Source organism: Mesorhizobium sp. M0571 (assembly GCF_040320985.1).
Lineage (GTDB): Bacteria > Pseudomonadota > Alphaproteobacteria > Rhizobiales > Rhizobiaceae > Mesorhizobium.
This window is the reverse complement of record NZ_JAMYQT010000050.1, coordinates 1-18,967: the sequence shown is the minus strand read 5'-3', so window position 1 is coordinate 18,967 and position 18,967 is coordinate 1. Positions and strand designations below refer to the sequence as shown.

18 protein-coding genes and 3 pseudogenes are annotated in these 18,967 nt (G+C 61.3%); 7 read left to right on the top strand and 14 right to left on the bottom strand.

Annotation, left to right across the window (positions count from 1 at the left end):
• Nucleotides 1-189: 189 nt before the first annotated feature.
• The 9 genes from ccoS to NKI85_RS31555 form a co-directional block, all read right to left on the bottom strand.
• The gene (gene ccoS / locus NKI85_RS31595; protein ID WP_023679633.1) at nt 190-342 is read right to left on the bottom strand and encodes a cbb3-type cytochrome oxidase assembly protein CcoS; all 153 of its coding nucleotides are present in this window, start codon (nt 340-342) and stop codon (nt 190-192) included.
• Entirely contained in the window at nt 339-2,627 is a 2,289-nt protein-coding gene (locus NKI85_RS31590; protein WP_352779994.1) for a cation-translocating P-type ATPase, read from the bottom strand. The genes ccoS and NKI85_RS31590 overlap by 4 nt, the downstream gene beginning before the upstream one ends.
• Nucleotides 2,624-3,121 carry a FixH family protein gene (locus NKI85_RS31585; protein ID WP_352779992.1) on the bottom strand — a complete coding sequence of 166 codons (498 nt, stop codon included), beginning with the start codon at nt 3,119-3,121 and terminating at the stop codon, nt 2,624-2,626. The genes NKI85_RS31590 and NKI85_RS31585 overlap by 4 nt, the downstream gene beginning before the upstream one ends.
• Complete coding sequence (gene ccoG, locus NKI85_RS31580) at nt 3,118-4,677, bottom strand: cytochrome c oxidase accessory protein CcoG (RefSeq protein WP_352779991.1); 1,560 nt, start codon at nt 4,675-4,677, stop codon at nt 3,118-3,120. Before ccoG ends, NKI85_RS31585 begins: the two co-directional genes overlap by 4 nt.
• Nucleotides 4,678-4,809: 132 nt before the next feature.
• On the bottom strand, nt 4,810-5,673 hold the full coding sequence (gene ccoP / locus NKI85_RS31575) for a cytochrome-c oxidase, cbb3-type subunit III (protein WP_352468492.1): 864 nt from the start codon (nt 5,671-5,673) through the stop codon (nt 4,810-4,812).
• Nucleotides 5,674-5,675: 2 nt separating this feature from the next.
• The gene (locus NKI85_RS31570) at nt 5,676-5,825 is read right to left on the bottom strand and encodes a cbb3-type cytochrome c oxidase subunit 3 (protein WP_352457387.1); all 150 of its coding nucleotides are present in this window, start codon (nt 5,823-5,825) and stop codon (nt 5,676-5,678) included.
• Between the two features lie 11 nt (nt 5,826-5,836).
• The gene (ccoO, locus tag NKI85_RS31565; protein ID WP_352474114.1) at nt 5,837-6,568 is read right to left on the bottom strand and encodes a cytochrome-c oxidase, cbb3-type subunit II; all 732 of its coding nucleotides are present in this window, start codon (nt 6,566-6,568) and stop codon (nt 5,837-5,839) included.
• Entirely contained in the window at nt 6,559-8,190 is a 1,632-nt protein-coding gene (gene ccoN, locus NKI85_RS31560; protein WP_352517895.1) for a cytochrome-c oxidase, cbb3-type subunit I, read from the bottom strand. Before ccoN ends, ccoO begins: the two co-directional genes overlap by 10 nt.
• 604 nt (nt 8,191-8,794) lie before the next feature.
• Nucleotides 8,795-9,541 carry a Crp/Fnr family transcriptional regulator gene (locus NKI85_RS31555; protein WP_352493084.1) on the bottom strand — a complete coding sequence of 249 codons (747 nt, stop codon included), beginning with the start codon at nt 9,539-9,541 and terminating at the stop codon, nt 8,795-8,797.
• Between the two features lie 154 nt (nt 9,542-9,695).
• On the opposite strand from NKI85_RS31555, the gene hemN reads away from it, so the two are divergent.
• A complete protein-coding gene (gene hemN, locus NKI85_RS31550) occupies nt 9,696-11,045 on the top strand; it encodes an oxygen-independent coproporphyrinogen III oxidase (RefSeq protein ID WP_352778478.1) in 1,350 nt (449 codons plus the stop codon).
• A 560-nt stretch (nt 11,046-11,605) separates the two neighbouring features.
• Here hemN and queE read toward each other — a convergent pair.
• From queE to queC, 3 genes are read right to left on the bottom strand one after another with little or no spacing between them, the layout of a single operon-like run.
• Entirely contained in the window at nt 11,606-12,340 is a 735-nt protein-coding gene (queE, locus tag NKI85_RS31545; protein WP_352474110.1) for a 7-carboxy-7-deazaguanine synthase QueE, read from the bottom strand.
• A complete protein-coding gene (gene queD, locus NKI85_RS31540) occupies nt 12,337-12,693 on the bottom strand; it encodes a 6-carboxytetrahydropterin synthase QueD (protein WP_023679623.1) in 357 nt (118 codons plus the stop codon). Before queD ends, queE begins: the two co-directional genes overlap by 4 nt.
• Nucleotides 12,693-13,391 carry a 7-cyano-7-deazaguanine synthase QueC gene (gene queC / locus NKI85_RS31535; RefSeq protein WP_023679622.1) on the bottom strand — a complete coding sequence of 233 codons (699 nt, stop codon included), beginning with the start codon at nt 13,389-13,391 and terminating at the stop codon, nt 12,693-12,695. The genes queD and queC overlap by 1 nt, the downstream gene beginning before the upstream one ends.
• A gap of 611 nt (nt 13,392-14,002) precedes the next feature.
• Here queC and NKI85_RS31530 point away from each other — a divergent pair.
• From NKI85_RS31530 to NKI85_RS31515, 4 genes and pseudogenes are all read left to right on the top strand, one after another.
• On the top strand, nt 14,003-14,392 hold the full coding sequence (locus NKI85_RS31530; protein ID WP_352618370.1) for a hypothetical protein: 390 nt from the start codon (nt 14,003-14,005) through the stop codon (nt 14,390-14,392).
• A gap of 33 nt (nt 14,393-14,425) precedes the next feature.
• The gene (locus NKI85_RS31525) at nt 14,426-14,554 is read left to right on the top strand and encodes a hypothetical protein (RefSeq protein ID WP_352618367.1); all 129 of its coding nucleotides are present in this window, start codon (nt 14,426-14,428) and stop codon (nt 14,552-14,554) included.
• A gap of 514 nt (nt 14,555-15,068) precedes the next feature.
• A pseudogene (locus NKI85_RS31520) lies at nt 15,069-15,953 on the top strand (IS1380 family transposase); the annotation flags it as partial.
• A 168-nt stretch (nt 15,954-16,121) separates the two neighbouring features.
• A pseudogene (locus NKI85_RS31515) lies at nt 16,122-16,286 on the top strand (LysR family transcriptional regulator); the annotation flags it as partial.
• Here the strand turns inward: NKI85_RS31515 and NKI85_RS31510 are convergent.
• On the bottom strand, nt 16,273-17,478 hold the full coding sequence (locus NKI85_RS31510; RefSeq protein ID WP_352508066.1) for a beta-ketoacyl-[acyl-carrier-protein] synthase family protein: 1,206 nt from the start codon (nt 17,476-17,478) through the stop codon (nt 16,273-16,275). The pseudogene NKI85_RS31515 and the gene NKI85_RS31510 overlap by 14 nt on opposite strands.
• On the bottom strand, nt 17,479-17,754 hold the full coding sequence (locus tag NKI85_RS31505; protein ID WP_352458906.1) for an acyl carrier protein: 276 nt from the start codon (nt 17,752-17,754) through the stop codon (nt 17,479-17,481).
• A 575-nt stretch (nt 17,755-18,329) separates the two neighbouring features.
• Between NKI85_RS31505 and NKI85_RS31500 the strand changes: the two are divergent.
• Nucleotides 18,330-18,431 (top strand): annotated as a pseudogene (locus NKI85_RS31500) (LysR family transcriptional regulator); the annotation flags it as partial.
• A gap of 97 nt (nt 18,432-18,528) precedes the next feature.
• The coding region (locus tag NKI85_RS31495) for a transposase (protein ID WP_352779989.1) at nt 18,529-18,967 on the top strand (439 nt) is incomplete at its 3' end.

Genomic DNA, 18,967 nt, shown 5'->3' with positions numbered 1-18,967 from the left:
CGACCGCCACACCATGGTCTGGTCAGGTCATCATGGAATGGCCGGCTTCCCGTTCGGTGCGGCCCTTTCCTGGCCGAAAGTTCGGCAACGTATTCTGGCTGATCCGTTCGCACCCGTCGCGCGCCGAAATCGGCATGACGCGAAGCAACCGCGGAAAATATTCGAGCGGTCCTCGCAGGGCAGGCTGGGTCAACTGCGTGGCTCGTCGCGGTCGATCAGGATCCGCTCGGCGGCGCCATCGAGATCTTCATATTGGCCGCTCCTCAAGGCCCACAGGAACCCCGCCAGCCCAAGCGCTCCGAGGAACAGGGCCACAGGTATGAGGTAGGCGAGCGTCGTCATGAGGATTGTGCCAGTGCGCCAATGTCGGAGCGCCTGTCATGTCGGGCATCTTGCACCGATGCATTTGACACGAAACCTTGCAGGCGTAGCGCATTGCCGATGACCAGGAGGGACGAGGCGGACATCGCGACCGCCGCGATCAGTGGCGTAACGTGCCCCAGAATGGCGACCGGCACGGCGATGCCATTGTAAACGATCGCGATGGCGATGTTCTGCCGGATCAGCCGTCCGGCCTTCCGCGAAATGTCTAAAGCAAGTGGGACCGCCAGAAGACTTTTACGCAGGAACACGAAATCCGCGGCGTTGCGCCCGATATCCGCCGCCGTGGCCGGAGCGATCGAAACGTGTGCGGCGCCCAATGCAGGCGTGTCGTTGAGCCCATCGCCGACCATCAGCACCTTGTGGCCAGTTCGCGTCAATGCTTCGATGTGTTCGACCTTCCCGGAGGGAAGCAACGCGGGAACGAAGCGCTCGACGCCCAGCGCTTCCGCGACTTCGCCGCAGGCAGCTTCTGTGTCGCCCGACAGCATCTCCACCGACACGCCGGCGCCGTTCAGTTGCTCGATGGCCGCCTTGGTATCGGCACGCAGCTCATCCTCGAAATCGAAAGTCGCGACAATGACCCCGTCCTTCGTCAGAACGGTTCCGCCATAGCCTTGTTTGCCTTCGCCGACGGTGCGGGCTTTCCACTCACCCCATCCGCGGCGACCCAGCCGCCAGGTACTGCCCTCGGCGATGGCTTCGATGCCGAAGCCCGGATGCTCGCTGACGGACGCGAGTTTCGGCTGGCCGGCAAAGGCTGCATTGCCAGCGATTGCCTTCGAAAAGGGATGGCGGGAATGCGCTGCCATCTCGGCCGCCATGGCGAGCATCGTCGGATCGATCGACGGCGCATTGATCAGCCTTGGCAGTCCGAGCGTAAGCGTGCCGGTTTTGTCGAACAATGCCGTGTCGATCCCCGCCAGGCGCTCCATGGCGGAGCCGTCCTTGACCATGACGCCGCTTTCAAACAGCCGCCGCGCAGCGACCACCTGCACGATCGGCACGGCGAGACCGAGCGCGCACGGGCATGTGATGATCAAAACGGCGATGGCGATTGTTATTGCCCGGTGCCAGTCGCCGGTCGCCGCCATCCAGCCGAGGAACGTCACAAAGGCGGTGAGGTGGACCACGGGGGCATAGAGCGCGGAGACGCGATCGGCGATCCTGCGATGGCGGGCGCGGCCGCCCTCTGCCGCTTCCATCAGCCGAATCATTTCGGCCAGGAAGGAATCCTTCGCGGCGGCCGTCGCCTCGATGGTCAGCGGACCCGTGAGATTGAGTGTACCGGCCTGGACCTGCGCCCCCGGGCCCACCGTTCTGGGCGTGCTTTCCCCGGAAACCAGGGAACAGTCGAGATCCGACGCCCCGCCAATGATCCTGCCGTCGATGGGCACCCTCTCGCCAGCCGCGATCAAGAGCTCCATTCCTGGTTCGATCTCGCCAACCGGCAAGTAGTCGCGCGAACCATCCTCGCGCAGCACCATGGCGCCGCGCGCCGCCAGCCGAGCCAGTCCGTTCACGGCCGTCCGCGCCCGTTCCCGCATCACGTGATCCAGCGTGCGGCCGATCAGCAGAAAGAACAGCAGCGACACCGACGCGTCGAAATAAGCATGGTCGCCATGGTTGATCGTCTCGTAGAGGCTCATGGCGTAAGCGAGCGATACCCCGACCGCGATCGGCACGTCCATGTTCATGCGGCTGTGGCGCAGCGCATCCCAGGCCGAGCGAAAATAGATGCCGCCGGCGAAAGCGAGCGCAGGAATGGCAATCAAGGCCGAGACCCAATGGAACAGGTCGCGGGTCGCGCCTTGCGCGCCGGACCAGACGGAGACTGATAGCAGCATGATGTTGCCCGCCGCAAAGCCGGCGACCGCGACGGCGCGGATCAGTTCCGAGAGCGTCTTGTTCTTCCCGTCAGCCTCGGGATCGAACAGGTGCGCGCCATAGCCCAGCCGTCCAAGTGTGGCGACGAATGGCGGAACCTCGTCGCCGCGCCACCGGACCGAAACACGTTTCGTTGAAAGATTGACACGAGCGCCTTCGACGCGATCCAGCTTGCCGATCGCCGTCTCGATCGTCTGGATGCAGGCGGCACAATGCACAGCCGGCACCGAGAGGTCGGTCTGGCGAAGATTTTCGCCAATCGAGCGGCTCGCCAGTCTGATCTCTTCGCTTGACGGCAGGACGGATGTAGCGTTGCCCAGATCCAGCGCCAGTTCCGCGCCCGGCGCACAGCAGCTCATTGCAGCGCCCCGTGGGAAATCATGATCCGGCGAACGTCGCGATAGGGTTTCGCAAGGCTCGCATCGGCGTCGATTTCGACGATCCAGACGCCATCATTGGGCATGTGGTGCGCGGCGAATATCTGACCGGAGGCAGCCTCAAGAGTGACGGATTTGTCCTCGGCCTCGTAGGCGGGATGACGAAACAGCACCTTGACGCCGTGCAAGGCAACCGGCTTGCCGACAGCATCGGTGAGACTGTAGCGGACCTCACCGCCTGCGATGGTCAGTTTGCCAGTCCAGCCGAGGGCTGCCTGAGCTCGCCCTTGCTCGGCCTTTTTGTTGAATTGCTGGCTCGCCACATAGGTGTTTTCGACGACAAGGCCGGTCCAGCTCGTGTTGGCGAGCGTCGCCATCGTCAGATTGACCGCTGTGACCACGCCGAAGAAGCCAAGGATGGTGAACAGCATATGCCTGCCGGTGAATTCGCGGGATTGTCGCGAGGTGTCGCTCATCTGGCGATCTCCGGTGCGTTGAAAGTGGCCGTGTATTCGTCCGACTCGAACGTTGCCTTGTTTTCGACCCGGAACTTGAAGCTTTGCGCTGCACCCCGAACCTGATCTGCCGGCTGACGCACGAAAACCTTGAGCATCTTCAGCCGGTCGGGTTCGACCGGGATGGCGAAGGAGCGATCCGCCGGCAGGTCGATGCCGACAACGCTCATTTCGGCTCCATGCAGGCCCTGCATCGTGACAATGATTGTTCTTGGTTCGGGGATCATGTTGAGCAGCTTGACGGTGTAGCCATTGCGGATCGAACCGTCGGACAGCGTCACGAACTGCGGGTTGCGATCGTGCAGGACATTCAATTCGAGCCGTTCGCGGGTCAGCAGCGAATAGAGCAGCGCGAGACCGACCGCCGACCAGGCGCCCATGTAGACGAAGGTGCGCGGTCGAAAGATCTTGCGGATATGGAAACGGGCCACCTTGTCGGAGAACAGGCCGTCAGCGCTCCTGACCAGTGACGGGTTGACTGAACCGGAGCCGCCCGGGGTCGCCAGCATCATGTTGGCGTTGTAGTCGGCCAGCGTCGCATAGGAAATCAGTCCGCGCTCCCTGCCGAGCTTGTCCATGATACCGTCACAGGTATCGATGCAGAGCGCGCAGGTGATGCATTCAAGCTGCTGGCCATCACGAATGTCTATCCCCATCGGGCACACCGCGACACAGGCATTGCAGTCGACGCAGTCGCCGACGGGCTGCCCGGCGGCAAGGACCCTCTTGGCGTGACGCGAGCGCGGTTCGCCGCGCCAGTCATTATAGGTGACGGTGAGGGAATTCTCGTCGAGCATGGCCGCCTGGATGCGCGGCCATGGGCACATGTAGGTGCAGACCTGCTCGCGCATCAGCCCGCCGAACGTATAAGTCGTCGCCGTCAGCACGGCGACGGTGATGTAGGCAACCGCGGCTGCGGTGCCAGTGAAGAGTTGGCCGAGCAGGGTCGGCGCGTCGGCGAAATAGAAGATCCACGCGCCGCCGGTCGCCGCACCTATGACTAGCCAGATGGCGTGTTTCGACACCCGCAGCACGAGCTTGCGGGCAGTCCACGGCCCGGCATCAAGCTTCGTGCGCGCGTTGCGGTCGCCCTCGATGGCTCGCTCGACGACCAGAAACAGATCGACCCACACGGTCTGCGGGCACGTATAGCCGCACCAGGCCCGGCCGACGGTGGATGTGATCAGGAAAAGGCCGATACCGGCCATGACCAGCAGGCCGGCCACATAATAGAATTCCTGCGGCCAGATCTCGATGAAGAAGAAATAGAAGCGGCGGTTGGCAAGATCGACCAGCACGGCCTGGTCCGGGGCAAATGGCCCGCGATCCCACCGCAGCCAGGGCGTCAGGTAGTAGATTCCCAGCGTGATTGCCATCACCGACCACTTGAAGCGGCGGAAACTGCCAGAGGCCCGGTTCGGGAAGAGCTTCTTGCGTCCGGCATAGAGCGGCTGACGGGTCTTGGCGGAGTTGACCGCATTGGCTTCGAGCCGTTCTATTTGCGTGTTATCGAGCACGAGAAGCTCCAGTCACCAGCGACGATTTCGCCGGAAGCCCGACCCATCGGTTTCTGGATGATGCCGAGGCCCGGCTCGCGCCGGGCCTCGTCGCTTGGCGGTTGGGGGGAGGACGAGAATAGGCTTGCGTTCCTATTCTCCGCCGCCAAGCGAATGGACATAGACCGCGAGTTCCTTGACCTTGATCTCGCCGAGACGCCCGATCCAGGCCGGCATGACGCCATGCCTCGGGGCGCGGACCTGCGCGGCGATGGCTGTTTCGCCAGACCCGTAAAGCCAGATCGCGTCGGTCAGGTCGGGTGCGCCGAGCTCCCTGTTGCCCTTTGCATTCTCACCATGACAGGCCGCACAATTCTCGGCGAAAACATTGGCGCCGAGTTCGATCAGGCTTGTGTCCTGAACAGGATCGGAGAGGCTTGCGACATAGGCGCCGACCTGCTTGATCTGATCCGTCGTGATGATGTCGCCAAAAGCAGGCATTTCCGACAGGCGCGTATCCGGGTCTGATGCGAAGCGGATGCCGTGCGCAATCGTCTGCTGGATCTGTTCGGCGTTGCCACCCCACAGCCAATCGTCGTCGTTTAGGTTGGGAAAACCCTTGGACCCTTGAGCGCCCGAGCCATGGCACTGCACGCAATTGACCTTGAACGCGGCGCCACCTGCGGCGATGGCGAATTCGCGTAGCGTATTGTCGGCTGTAATCTCGGAGACGGTCTTCGCCTGAATGGCAGCGACAAATTTACCCTTGGCCACTTCGGCCGCCGCCAGTTCATTCTTGACGTCTCTGCGGCTCGAATACCCCAGCACACCCCTGGTTGCGGAAGTCAGCATCGGCCATGCCGGATAGACGACGGTGTAGCCGATCGCCCAGGCAATGGTGATGTAGAAGGTTATGACCCACCAGCGCGGAAGCGGGTTGTTGAGTTCCTTGATGCCGTCCCACTCATGGCCGGTCGTCGAGATGCCCGAAACCTCGTCGATATGCTCGCTGCCCATGATCAGTCGTCCTTGAGAGGAATGTGAGCGGCTCTCTCGGCTTGCCTGCGGCTGCCGGGACGAAATGCAAAGGCAACGCATCCGAGGAAGAAAAGTGCCATGGCAAGCAGGCCCCAGCTGTCGGCAAACTCCCGCATGAAATTGTAGGTCATCGCCATTCTCCTCAGCGGTAACCGGCGGCTTCGTCATAGGTCCTGAAATCGACCAGCGTGCCGAGCATCTGGAGATAGGCGACCAGCGCATCCATTTCGGTGACCTGCTGCGGATCGCCGTCGAAGTCCCCAAGCTTGGCCTTCGGATAGCGTCTCTCCAGGCCCGATGTATCGGCATTCGCATCGGCCTGCGCCATGAGATCGGCATTGGCATGCGCGATCATGTCGTCTGAATAGGGCACACCGACACGGCTGTTGGCGATCAGATGCGTCGAGAAATCCTTCACCTCGATTGGCATGTCCTTCAGGAACGCGTAGCTCGGCATGATCGATTCCGGCACCACCGAACGCGGCTCGGTGAGATGCTGGACGTGCCATCCGTTCGAGTAGCGGTCGCCGACCCGGGCGAGATCCGGCCCGGTGCGCTTCGAGCCCCACTGGAACGGGTGGTCGTACATCGACTCGGCCGCCAGGCTATAGTGGCCGTAGCGCTCGACCTCGTCGCGGAACGGCCTTATCATCTGGCTGTGGCAGAGGTAACAGCCCTCACGCACATAGATGTTGCGCCCGGCGAGCTCGAGCGGCGAATAGGGCCGCATGCCTTCGACCTTCTCGATGGTGTTGTCGAGATAGAAGAGCGGCGCGATCTCGACGATACCGCCGATGGTTACGACCAGCAGGGACCCGAGGAGAAGAAGTGTGGCGTTCTTCTCGATGACCGCGTGTCTGTCCATCAGGCCCATTTTCTGGCTCCTGATCGCACAGGCTGGAGGGCGGGGATGGAGCGCGGCATCGGATCCTCCTCGCGCTGGTAGCCGAGGATGGTCATGGCGATGTTCCAGGCCATGATGAGGGCGCCCGACAGATACATCGCGCCGCCGATGGCACGCATGATGTAGTAGGGATGCATGGCGGCGACGGTTTCGGCGAAGGAGTAGACCAGGAAGCCCTGCTCGTTGTATTCGCGCCACATCAGGCCCTGCATGATGCCGGACACCCACATCACCGCCGCGTAAACGACGATCCCAAGCGTCGCCAGCCAGAAGTGCCAGTTGACGAGCCGCAGCGAATAAAGCCGGTCGCGGTTCCATAACTTCGGGACCATGAAATAGATCGCGCCGAACGAGATCATGCCAACCCATCCGAGCGCGCCCGAATGGACGTGACCGATGGTCCAGTCGGTGTAGTGCGAGAGCGAGTTGACGGCCTTGATTGACATCATCGGGCCTTCGAAGGTCGACATTCCGTAGAAGGCGATGGCCATCACCATCATACGGATGATCGGGTCGGTGCGCAGCTTGTCCCAGGCGCCCGAGAGCGTCATCAGGCCGTTTATCATGCCGCCCCACGAGGGCATCCAGAGCATGATCGAGAACACCATGCCGAGCGTCTGGGCCCAGTCCGGCAGGGCGGTGTAGTGGAGGTGGTGCGGACCGGCCCAGATGTAGAGAAAGATCAAAGCCCAGAAGTGGACGATCGACAGCCGGTATGAATAGACCGGTCGGTTGGCCTGCTTGGGCACGAAATAATACATCATGCCGAGGAAGCCAGCGGTGAGGAAGAAGCCGACGGCGTTGTGGCCGTACCACCACTGCGTCAAGGCATCCTGGACACCGGAAAACGCTGAATAGCTCTTTGAACCCACGAACGACACGGGCATCGATAGGTTATTGATCACATGCAACATCGCGATCGTCACGATGAAGGACAGATAGAACCAGTTGGCGACGTAGATGTGCGGTTCCCTGCGCTTCAGGATCGTGCCGAGGAACAGGGCGAGGTAGGCGACCCATACAATGGTCAGCCACAGGTCCACATACCATTCGGGCTCGGCGTATTCGCGGCTCTCGGTGATACCGAGCAGGTAGCCGGTTGCCGCCATGACGATGAACAGCTGATAGCCCCAGAACACGAACCAGGCGAGATCGCCGCCGAACAGACGCGCGCGGCACGTGCGCTGCACCACATAGAGAGACGTGCAAATTAGCGCGTTGCCGCCGAAAGCGAACACAACACCGGATGTGTGCAGCGGCCGCAGTCGGCCGAAATTGAACCAGGGCTGGATGTTGAGATCCGGGTAGGCGAGCTGCAGGGCGATGACCACGCCGACCAGCATGCCGACGACGCCCCAGAATACGGTGGCGATGGCACCGTAGCGGATCGGCCCATCCATGTAAGCGGCGGGGTCGATCGGAACTGCCGGCTTGAACTCCGTGTTGCGCAACAGAATCGCAGTGAAGCCAGCCACGGCGAAGAACAAAACCCACATATGCCGCCGAAAAGGTTCATCTACGCCGAAGCCGGCAGCCACCAGGGCCGCAAACGCAAACAGGCTTAGAAGGACGATCTCTGTGCCGAATTTCATCGCAAGCCCCGATTTCCGATTCCGGCGGGCGCCAAACCGCAGTGCCTTATTGCGCAGCCGTGGCCTGCTCGCCCTGATCCATGTCAGAGCCGCACGATTTTGCTTCGAGCAGCATCGAGTTCGGTGCGATCAGACTGTGGCGATCGAATGTGGAAGCGCAGCACCGGCCGCCACGCTTATGGACAGGCCCGGCGTCCCCGGTCTGGCCGGGTATGGAGGCGATCGCGGGCGTGTGGGAAGCGCGCCTTCTGTGACGCTGGAAAGTAGGCCGATGCCTTGCCGAACGTCGATCGTTTCAATGCCTTGGGACAGCCAGCGCCAGCGTTGCGCTGCCTTCGTGACATTCATGATTCGGGGGAACGGCAATTTTCCCCTGCGTATGAGGCGTATTGACTTCGGCCGAGTGCGATCCTGCCTGGAACAGCCGGTTGCACGTCGAGCACCTCGAGGATGGATGCTTCGCCGACGAGTTGGCCGAAACGCACCTGGCTCATCCGATCGGATGGAGAGCGGGCTATCGCTATGCGACTTCTTCTAAGCCCAACGCGAGCATGCCCTGCCCCGAACGAAGTAAGTGACGTAGGCCATGCAGCTTCGGTGTCATTCAAAGGGCGGTTGCGCCTCGGCCGCCGCAGCGCCGTTCCAGCCGGCTCATGCTGTCCACGGTGACACGGCGGTTGTTCTCGATCCGAATCACGCCGTCCATTCTCAGGCTGGTCAGCTGACGGCTCACGGTCTCGTTTGTAATTCCAAGGAAATCAGAGATGTCGGCACGCGTCATCGGCAGCTCGAAGCACGCCGACCTAGCCGCCGGGTCAACACTGGAACCGATGTTCCGGGCGATCATGAGGAGAAAGCTCGCCACCTTCTCCGGTGCGGTCTTGCGCCCCAGAGTCACCATCCATTCGCGTGCCTCGTCGAGTTCGTTCAGCGCCTGCTTGAGCAGGCGATGCACAAATTCCGGTGATTCCTTCATCATCCGTTCGATGGCCGCTCTCGGAAACGAGCATAGCGAGACAGCTGTTGCCGCTTCCGCATTGATCGCGCTTTTCATCTTGAAGGGCCGTCCCAGAAAATCCGGCGCGAACTGGAGACCGACGATCTGCTGGCGGCCGTCCGAAAGGCTCTTCGTGAGCTTCACCACGCCTGAAAGCACGTTTGAATAACAGTCGACCGCCTCGGCGTCGCCGATCAGTTCGACCCCCGGCTCGATATTGTGCCGCGACGACGTCTTGGCGAGCTGAGCCAAATGGTCTGGTTCGAGCGCACCACAGACACCGCGGTGCCGTGCCTCGCAAGACAGGCAAAGAACGGGAATGCCGGAACTGTGAATGTCCTGCCGTAATGTCATTCGATCGCTCTACCGGTCCAGTGCGGGCAGGATAGCAATCGACGGTAGAAAAATCCTTGCGGCAGTTTGTCCGTGCTGAACGTTGATCGAAATCAGGGCTTAGGCTCATCCAAGCATCCACAGTTCCGGCGACGCAAACACGGTGGACCACGACATGCGACTGGAGCTAGCTGCCAGACTTGGCGAGAACGTCCCGCGCTATACCAGTTATCCGACAGCGCCGCATTTTCATACAGGCATTGATGCTGCAATTTGTCGTGGCTGGCTGCAGGCGCTCAACGATGGCGATGAGATCTCGCTCTATCTGCACATCCCGTATTGCGACAAGCTTTGCTGGTTCTGCGCTTGCCACACCAAGCAGACACGCCACTACGAACCAGTGACCACATATCTGCGCTCACTGCATGCCGAGATCGCAACCGTCTCCAGTCTTGTCGCAGGCAAGGGCCGCGTGCGTGCCGTCCATTTCGGCGGCGGTTCGCCAACGATGCTCAAACCGGAGGATCTGGTGGCGCTGGGAACCGTCCTGCGCAACAGCTTCACCTTTCTCCCCGGTGCAAAGATCAGCGTTGAGATCGAACCCAACGATATGGACGATGCCCGCCTCGATGCACTTGCCGAAATCGGCATGACAAGGGCGAGCCTCGGCGTCCAGGATTTCGACCCGAAGGTGCAGAAAGCGATCAACCGCGAGCAGAGCTTTCTGCAGACCAAGACGGTTGTTGATGGCGTTCGTTCGCGCGGCGTCGAATCCGTCAATCTCGATCTGCTCTACGGCCTGCCGCATCAGACCAGGGAGAGCGTCGCCTCCACGGTTGCACAGGCACTGACCCTGGAACCGGATCGGATCGCGCTTTTTGGCTACGCCCATGTGCCGTGGTTCAAGAAACATCAGACGATGATCGACGAGGCATGGCTGCCGGGTCCGGCGGAGCGGTTTGCCCAATCGCAACTGGCGGCGCGGGCGATCATGGACCAGGGATACGAAGCAATCGGGCTCGACCATTTCGCCAAGCCGGGCGATGCCCTCGCGCTTGCCGCCCGCGCCGGAACACTGCACCGGAACTTCCAAGGCTACACCGAGGACCGCTACGAGACCTTGATCGGCCTCGGCCCATCGTCCATCAGCCAGTTTCGCCAGGGCTATGCACAGAACATGCCTTCGACCGCCGAGTATGGGCGCATGGTCGAAGACGGCGGGCTGGCTGCGGTCCGCGGCATTGCGCTTTCCGAAGACGACCGCGCTCGCGGCTGGATCATCGAGCGATTGATGTGTGACTTCGCCTTCTCGGCGATTGAGCTGGTGGAGCGCTTTGGCGAAGCCGGCCAAAGACTTCTCCTCAAGGCGAGTTCCACGGCCCTCCAAGATCCTGCGCGGTTGCTTGAACTTGATGGTGACCGCTTCGTCGTGCCTGCGGAAAGCCGGCCCTTTGTCAGGAGCATCGCGGCAAAGTTCGACAAATATTTCGAAATTGGAACGGCCAGGCACTCAGCGGCAGTCTGAGCACCGCAGAGGAACGGTCATGGTTCTCAGTCGATCGTGAACCGATTGCGCTACGTTTTTCACTGTTGACCGGCGACCGTCGTGTCAAGACAGGATTCGGAGCGGACCAGACGCGTCTTGGCATAGCGACGATATCGTCCGGTCGTGCCTTCCGGCGCCGTATTCCATTTCGCAGTCCCTGAAGCGCCACGTCGAGTCCGGCCTCTTTTCTGTATCGGAAGCAGTCGACAATCGTCCTGGCCAGATCATGGTTGTCGGCCGACAGCTCCCTTCGGCCTTGCAACGAGAATCCGCAAGGACCGTGCCAGCTGCAGCAGGCGCCGCCGGATCGCAACACCATACTATTCCACCCGTGGCTCGCGCTAACCTTTGATTGGTTCCCGCCAGGCCGACGCCCGTCGAAACCGAGCCTCGGCAACAATCCTAATCGTAAGCGGCTGGCCACGCTCTTGGTGCCGGTGGCAGAAAGTCCGCAAGCACCCCGGCAGCGCCGTCAAGCGTGGGACAACCCGTCCACCCGAATATCCGCCGGCGCAGTTTCAGTGAAAAGCGGGCCCAGGCTAGACGGCTCTCTTGTTACCCCAGAGCATAACGTGCAGCTGCGGCAGCACACGGGCTTCGAACCACCTGTCGCGGGTCACGCTATCAACCAGCCACTCCATGCGCTTCAATATTCCGTCAAGGTCGACAGGCGCGTCTTCATTTGCGGGGCGTGGCGGCGTGTGATTGCCGGGTTGCAGATAGATCGGAAGCCGCGGAAATCTCGCAGCGGCGTCTTTCGCGTAGGCGTAGTCACTTTCGTCGAAAACAATGAGCTTGAGCACGACTTGCGGCCTGCCTTGTGCCGCCTGGAGGCACGCCTCGAAAGCGGCCCAATCGGTCGTCATTTGGCTTGACGGCGGCTTTGGGCTGAGGACTAGCACGTCAAGGTCGGCAAACCAGTCCCTGGCCACCGAACCTTGGGTTTCCAGCGCAAAACGGTAACCTTCACCATGGCCTCGCTCGATGAGCGCGCCGAGCGGCTGGATGGCCGGATTGCCGCCTGACAGCGATACCATCAGCGGGCGGCCACCGGAAAGCGCAAGCACGTTTTGCCACACCGCGCCAATGGACATCATCTCCCATTCATGGCGGAATTGATTGTCCACCGCATGCAGGCTGTCGCACCAGGAACAGCGATAGTCACACCCGCCGGTTCTGACGAAGACCGTCGGCAAACCGACGAGCACGCCCTCGCCCTGGATCGTCGGTCCGAAAATCTCACTCACGCGGATTGCGGGATGCGTATCGGTCATGGCCGGTATTCCGCCCAGGTTTTCGGCGTTTCGCTCACCCGCACGGCCGAGGTTTCGGGCAGGCGTGCCTTGCACCATTCATAAAAATGTCTGGCCAGATATTCCGCCGTGACTTGCTCATGTCCCAGCACGTCGTTGAGATGTCGGTGGTCGAAGCTCTCGTCGATGTAGCGTTTGAATGGCGCCAAATCGTGATAGTCGCGCACGAAGCCGTTCTCGTTCAGTCCATTCGCTGAAAGCTCCACTTCAACGATGTAGTTATGCCCGTGCAGGCGCGCGCATTGGTGATCGGGTGGCAACGAGGTGAGCTGATGCGAGGCTGAGAAGTGGAATTCCTTGGTGATGCGGAACATTACGCGGTCCTCCTTCGTAGCGCATCGAGCCAGAAGTCGGAGTCCTCGTAGTCGGTGGGGTCCGGCTGCCCAGAGAGATGAAACGCCTCGCGCCGCTCGACGCAGGTCCCGCACCTCCCGCAGTGACGCTCGGCGCCCTTGTAGCAGGACCAGGTCTGCGCAAATGGCGTGCCGTATGCTGCTCCATTCCTAACAATGTCCGCCTTCGTGAGATTCACATAGGGTGCATAAATGCGAATTTTCGCGTAGCCGTCGAGCGCGTGGTCCTGCATCATCTGGAAAGCGTCGATGAAGGCCGGACGGCAGTCGGGATAAATGAAATGATCCCCACCATGCACGGCCGTCGCCACCGCGTCAGCGTCGTGCGCTGCGGCGAAGCCGAAGGCAATGGCCAACATGATGGCGTTGCGGTTCGGCACCACCGTGACCTTCATCGTGTCTTCGGCGTAGTGCCCGTCGGGCACGTCCACATTATCGGTCAGCGCGGAGCCGGAAAGGCCGCCGCCGATCTCGTGGATGTCGATGATGCGGTGCGGGACGCTCAGTCGCTCCGCGCAAAGGGCGGCGAAGCCCAATTCCTTCCTATGACGTTGGCCGTAATCGAAAGATAGGAGGCCGGCGAGTTCGTGCTCCGCTGCCACCTTGTGAGCAAGGGTAACCGAGTCCAATCCGCCGGAGCAGACGACGAGAGTCTTCATCATTGGGTCCTTGTTTTAACCGGGTAGGCTGCGACCGGAGATTTCTCTGCGCTCCCAGTACTTCAGGAAATCCATTTTGTGAAGTGAACGGGGGACGAGTTTCATGCGCTGACGTGCCGCTGTGTGCAAGGCGCCCTCGCGGTGAGTCTGCAAGGAACACGGACTAGCGGAACGTCACGCTTCAGCGGAATGCTCAAAGGCGAGCGCACCAGAATATGCTCTGCAGGAGGTCCGGACCTTCGTAAACAAAGTTCTCGACGATCAAGCGCCCGGCGGTCCCGAGCTTCGAGGGACGCCACCGCGAGGGTTTCAGGTACAAGACGGCCCGAGGTTGGGCTTGCCGCAAGAGAACGGACTTACCAGTGGGATGTTCAGCGACGCCGATGCAGATGCCTGGAATGATCACGACATCAATTGTCGCGGCAACTTTGGCTGGCCTGCTCCTCGGGTTCCGTAGATCCAGCGCATTCCGCTTCAGGATCGGTTCGAACCGGAGCACGCCCTCGGTCAATGGACGACCGGCAAACCCTGAATGATCGGTCGTGAGCCGACATCTGTGAACAAGCAGTGTGGTCGATTGCTATCACCCATGTGTTGCGCGCAGGTACCTTATGGCAGTGGATGAACTGGATTTGATGGTTTTACAGCTGGCGGTCGAAAGCGTCCGGTCGCTCTCCTTAAGCTTCGCTGAAAAGGCCGCCGAGGTAGCCACCAGGAGCCGCGGCATCCTGCTTTTCGACGTGCGGGTCGACGGTGACGCGGAGGTCCAGCGGGTCGCAGCCATCCGATATCAGGGCGACCAGATCGGCGTGCTGGCGTTGGACAGACAGGGCCTTGTTACCCACCATTGCATCGTCAACGGTACATTCTCACATTTCACTGCGCCCTTGGAGAACTGGCACAACATGCCCCTGTCGATGCAGGCCAAGATCGATGCCAACGGCCATGCCAGTCTCTTCCTAGGGGCCTTGCGAAATGCCGGACATTTGCTGGGCAGCTAGCATTTTGGCTAGAATGCATCTGTGAATTTTTGCATGCGCATCGCTGCCGACACCGCTGGCATGATTGTCGTGCTCGAAAACGGCTGCGGCGATCCCGGCAAAGCGATCGCCGCGATGATGGCGATCTACGCGTGGGCGTTGCATCGATGCGCGATCTTTTAGACAGAGGTCTCCGCCTGGGATCGAGCAACATGCACGGAGGTACGCAAAACGCAAATGCATCAAGTAGTTGAAGGGACGAGCCCCTCGCGCAAATGGAGCTTGCGCTGCCGTTGTCGTCCCATCGTGCCGCCGAACTCGGGGGCGTGACGATCGACCACGATGGCCCATTTTTTGCAAAGTCGAATGTCCCGATTCCGAAGCTAAGGAAAAAACTCCGACCACAGCGAAGAATAGTAACAACACGGGCGACGCAACCCGCCTTGCCCTCTAGCAGGGGAGGTGCTTGCGGTGCTCTCACCGACACAAGATCGCAAATGGCACGTGGGTGAGCACCAGAACTGGCGACACGCATGGTGATCGGCTTGACTCGCTGGAGGAAGCACAAGGCCTCAGTGGGCGCGAGGCGCCAGCGACGGTCGAATACTGGCTGGCTGCTCGGGATCTGATCGTTGAAATGACGTAGGATTTGGTTGCTTAAGCCGATCCGAACCATTTCCCGGAGACCACACCCACCATGAACGATCTTGCGCTGCCGCTGAGCGGTTTGTCATCAGTCGGCGGCAAGTCCGTCGTCGCCCGTTTCGACGGCGGCATGCTGTCGTCCAACAGCGGCGTTCTGGCCTTGGCCGAGGTGGAAAAGCGGTTGCGGGTGGCCGAGCGTCTGGCGCGTTGCATCGACGATCCGCGCTGCCCGGACCAGGTCGTCCACAGCCTGGCGGACATGATCGGCTTTCGCATGAAGATGATCGCCGCCGGCTACGAGGACGGCAACGACGCCAACCGGCTGCGCCGCGATCCGGTCTTCAAGATGACCCAGGATGCGCTGCCGTCGGGTCGGGATCTGGCGTCGCAATCGACGCTGTGCCGGCTGGAGAACCTACCCGGCGTGCGGGAGCTGGTCGCGATGGGACGGGCGATGGTCGATCTCTATTGCGCCTCGTTCCGGCAGGTGCCGAAGCGGATCGTACTCGACATTGACGACACCTTCGACGCTGTGCACGGAGGCCAACAGCTTCGCCTGTTCAATGCCCACCATGACGAGTACGGCTTCCAGCCGATCGTCATGTTCGATGGTGCGGGACGGTTCGTCAGCGCGATCCTGCGACCGGCCAAGCAGCCGAGTGGGGCTGAGATCCGCCCCCACCTGCGCCGTCTGGTGCGGGCGATCCGGATCAACTGGCCGAACATTCGAATCCTGCTCCGCGGCGATAGCCATTATTGCAACCCGCAGGTCATCGACTGGTGCCGCGCCAACGACGTCGACTTCATCTTTGGCCTCGCGCCCACCACGACTCTGCGCAAGCATGTCGCGGATCTGGAGGCCAGCACGACGGCGCGCTTCGAAGCGTCGGCCAAGACAGGCAAGGTCCGCAGGTTCAAGGAGTTCGTTGACGGCGCCCGCGGCGCGGCCGGGCCGGCAGCACTCAGGCGACTATAACGGGCGCAGAGCCGACCCTGCGGCTTCCAGACATTGTCGTGTACAGCTTCAGACCCTCAAGCCGAGCCCGCAGGGCCTCGCTTACCTTTTACGGGGCGGCGGTACGTCCAAGCCGCTTCAACAGTTAAGAATTTCGCAAAGACGATACCCCCGGATCGTCGAGCTTCCGCTGCCACTTCCCGCATTCGCCGAGGCGGTCAATGACCCGCCCTTCACAATAGTTATCCGGCAAGCATCTGGATGCGAGAGATAATGTTGCCGGAGGCATCTCTCATGGCTTCTACACCTGCCTGAACGCCAGAACCGCGTTCGTGCCGCCAAAGGCGAAGGAGTTGCTCAGTGCCACGCGCACCTTGCGCTCGCGTGCCACATTGGGCGTGACGTCGAGATCGCAATCGGGGTCCAGCTCACGATAATTGGCAGTCGGCGGCACGACGCTCTCGCGGATAGCCATCACGCAGGCGATCAACTCGAGCGCGCCGGACGCGCCGAGGCAATGCGCGTGCATGGACTTGGTAGAAGAAATGGACATTGAGAAGGCGTGCTGACCGAAGACGCGCTTGATCGCCGCCGTCTCGATCTGGTCGTTGGCCTTGGTGCCGGTGCCGTGCGCGTTGAGATAGTCGACATCCTCGGCGTCCAGCCTGGCATCGGCAAGGCAGGCCCGCATTGCTGCCTCCGGCCCCTCGACAGTCGGCGCGACGATGTCGGACGCATCGGCGGAAAGGCCGGCACCGGCAATTTCGGCAAGGATGGTGGCGCCCCGAGCCAGGGCATGCTCGTAGCTTTCCAGCACCGCCATGCCGGCGCCTTCACCAAGCGACAGGCCCTGGCGATCGGCCGAGAATGGCCGGCAAGTATCGGGCGAAAGCACGCGGATCGCTTCCCATGCCTTCAGCACACCCCATATGAGCGGCGCTTCGCTGCCGCCGGCAAGCATCACGTCGGCCCGGCCGAGCCTGATCTGGTCCACCGCGCAGGCAATCGCATGGTTTGCCGAGGAACAGGCGGACGTGACGCCGAAGACCGGCCCGCGCAGGCCGAGACTCATGCTGACCTGGCCGGCAGCGGCACCCGGCATCGCCTTGGGTACAGTCAAGAGAGCGGCACGCTTACCGCCCAGAAGGATGGCGCGGTAGGTTTGCTCGATCGCATCCCACCCGCAGCCGCCAACGCCCACCGTCGCACCGAAGCGATACCTATTTCCCTCTTTGGAGGAAAGTCCGGCCTGACGCATGGCTTCGCGCGCCGCAAGCACAGCGAGCAGGCTGAAGCGGTCCATGGAGATGAGTTGCTTGCCGTCGATGTCATGCTCCGGCAGCGCCTTGATCTCGGCACCGATCCTGACCCTCAATTCATGGAGCTCGGAGTTGACGATTGGGCCGATGGCGGAGCGGCCTTCTCGCATCTCTGTCCAAATGGCGGCGGCGTTGGTCCCAAGCCCGCAAATACCGCCAATCCCAGTAATCACGACGCGCCTGTCCATTCACACCCCCTTAGCGAGCAAGCTGCGCACGGCTTCCACCATGTCCCCAACATTCTGGAGATCCGACCATGCCTCGGCCGTATTCATCTCGATCTGGATGCCGTAGGCCTGCTCCAGGTCCCAGAGAACGTCCGCCAATCCCAGTGAATCGATACCGAGCGAAGTCAGTCCCGTGGCAGCCGTTATCTCGCCGCCTGTGGCAGGCGCTATGCCGCCCTCCGACGCGGCGCGCTTCTTGATAATGGCGATTATTTCGTTGGCGAGTTGATCTGCCATCTTGTTCCTTTCCAGCTTGCGTTTTCGGCGTCGTTCAAAACCCGAGTCGCGTCGCGTTGCCAAAATTGCCCCTCATAGAGCCTGTGCGACCGACCAAGCCCAATGCCCATAGGAACCGGACGAGTTCCGGCTTCTGCGGCGTCAGCCCGATGACGAAGAAAAGTCGCCGGCCTCCCGCTTTTGCGCCAGCACATCAAGAATCTGCGTGTAAATGGATAGGAACCGTCGTCAAACGTCAGCTAAACGCTGCGACGGTGGGTGCTGTCAGCGTATTCACTCGGCACCTCATATGTAATCGAGATGTTTCATAGCTCCGGACCAGTTGCGATCAACTATTGTACCGGTCCGCCATTCGTCGGAGAGTTCGACATGATCGGAGCGCTGCTTCTCATTCCCAGTACAATCTCCACCGCACGCGACAGATTTCCTCTTTCGGGCTCTTCTCAAGGGACTCGCCACGCGATAGAGGCAGTGATCGGCGCACGTGAGGTCCTGCCAAGTCCATGCGACATTCCGGAAAATTGGTAAAATCGTTTGTTTCAATCAAATGCATCCACGCTATGGATAGCTAAGACATGCGTTTCAAAGGGCTCGATCTGAATCTTCTCGTCGTTCTCGACGCGCTGCTGAGCGAGCGCGGCCTCACGGCGGCGGCACGCCGCATCAACCTAACCAAATTCATGGGGGTTGGTGGATGTGGCGCAAGCCGTTGAAATGACGTAGGATTTGGTTGCCTAAGCCGATCCGAACCATTTCCCGGAGACCACACCCACCATGAACGATCTTGCGCTGCCGCTGAGCGGTTTGTCATCAGTCGGCGGCAAGTCCGTCGTCGCCCGTTTCGACGGCGGCATGCTGTCGTCCAACAGCGGCGTTCTGGCCTTGGCCGAGGTGGAAAAGCGGTTGCGGGTGGCCGAGCGTCTGGCGCGTTGCATCGACGATCCGCGCTGCCCGGACCAGGTCGTCCACAGCCTGGCGGACATGATCGGCTTTCGCATGAAGATGATCGCCGCCGGCTACGAGGACGGCAACGACGCCAACCGGCTGCGCCGCGATCCGGTCTTCAAGATGGCCCAGGATGCGCTGCCGTCGGGTCGGGATCTGGCGTCGCAATCGACGCTGTGCCGGCTGGAGAACCTACCCGGCGTGCGGGAGCTGGTCGCGATGGGACGGGCGATGGTCGATCTCTATTGCGCCTCGTTCCGGCAGGTGC